General features: G+C 60.5%; 1 protein-coding gene. It reads left to right on the forward strand.

Features of this window, described 5'->3' with window-relative positions; all coding sequences use genetic code 11:
- Positions 1–1,841 (forward strand): glycoside hydrolase family 35 protein (locus tag V9K67_RS26930; RefSeq protein WP_336728213.1); only part of this gene is annotated, 1,841 nt, incomplete at both ends.

Raw genomic sequence — 1,841 nt, forward strand, 5'->3', positions numbered from 1 at the left:
GAATTTGTCCTCAACGGCAAGCCCTTCGTCATCCGTGCCGCCGAACTGCACTACCCCCGCATTCCCCGCGAATACTGGGAACACCGCATCCAGATGTGCAAGGCCATGGGCATGAACACCGTCTGCATCTACCTGTTCTGGAACCTGCACGAACCCCGTCCCGGCCAGTTCGACTTTACCGGCAACAACGACGTGGCCGAATTCGTACGCCTGGTGCAGAAAGCCGGCATGTACTGCATCGTCCGCCCCGGCCCCTATGTCTGCGCCGAGTGGGAAATGGGCGGACTGCCCTGGTGGCTGCTCAAAAACAAGGACCTGTCCATCCGCGACCGCAACGACAAAAATTATATGGAGCGCACCCGCCTGTTCTTCAAAGAGGCCGCGGGGCAGCTCGCGCCCCTGCAGATCCAGAACGGCGGCAATATTATTATGGTGCAGGTGGAGAACGAATACGCTACCTACGGCTCCGATGGCGCCTACATGGCCGACATCCGCGACGCTGTCCGCGAGGCCGGCTTTGACAAGGTGCAGCTCTTCCGCTGCGACTGGTCCTCCAACTTCAACCGCTATTCCCTGGACGGGGTGGCCACCACGCTGAACTTCGGCGCCGGTTCCAACATCGACAACCAGTTCAAGACCTTCAAGGAGCAACATCCCAATGCGCCCCTGATGTGCAGCGAGTACTGGACGGGCTGGTTCGACCACTGGGGCAAGCCCCACGAAACCCGCTCCATCAGTTCGTTCATCGGCAGCCTCAAGGACATGATGGACCGCAGGGTATCCTTCAGCCTGTACATGGCCCATGGCGGCACCTCCTTCGGCCAGTGGGGCGGCGCCAATGCCGGCCCGTACTCGCCCATGGCCACCTCCTATGATTACAATGCCCCCATCGACGAGCAGGGCAGTCCCACCGATAAGTTCTATGCCGTCCGCGACCTGCTGAAGAACTATTTGCAGGAAGGAGAGGTGCTGCCCGAGGCGCCGAAGCCCCTGCCGGTAATTACCATCCCCTCCTTTGAACTGAAGGAAGTGGCACCGCTGTTTTCAAACCTGCCCCAGGCCAATCAAACCGAAGACATTCGGCCCATGGAAGCTTTTGACCAGGGCTGGGGCCGTATCCTGTACCGCACCCAATTGCCGGCCTCCAGGCAAAAGCGCCGGATGGTCATTACCGAGGTCCATGACTGGGCAACGGTATTTGTCAACGGCAAACCGGTAGGCAAGCTGGACCGCCGCCGCGGCGACAGCACGGTAGTGCTTCCCCCCACCGCTGCAGGTGCCCAGCTGGATATTTTGGTGGAAGCCACCGGGCGGGTCAACTACGGCCCGGCCATCAAGGACCCCAAGGGCATTACTGAAAAGGTAACGATTACCGAAGGCACTACTTCAAAAGAGCTGAAGGGCTGGCAGGTGTACAACTTTCCCGTGGAGTACGAATTCCAGAAAACCCGCAAATTCACCAAAGGGGCGGTGCAGGGCCCGGCCTGGTACAAGGGCTCCTTTAGCCTTTCCAAAACCGGCGATGCCTTTTTGGACATGAGCACCTGGGGCAAGGGCATGGTATGGCTCAACGGCCACAACCTGGGCCGCTTCTGGAAGATCGGCCCCCAGCAGACGCTGTTCATTCCGGGTGTATGGCTGAAGGAAGGGCAAAACGAGCTGATCGTGCTGGACGTGGACGGCCCCTCGGCCCGCAAGGTGCAGGGCCTGCCCAGGCCGGTGCTGGACAAGATCAGTCCCGATGCGACGCTGTTGCACCGCGTGGGAGGCCAGGAGCTGAAGCTGGAGGGTGAAACCCCGGTTCAGGCAGGCTCTTTTACGGCCGGTGCGGACTGGAAGGA

It is taken from the genome of Huijunlia imazamoxiresistens, from assembly GCF_037132455.1.
Taxonomy (GTDB): domain Bacteria; phylum Bacteroidota; class Bacteroidia; order Chitinophagales; family Chitinophagaceae; genus Flavisolibacter; species Flavisolibacter imazamoxiresistens.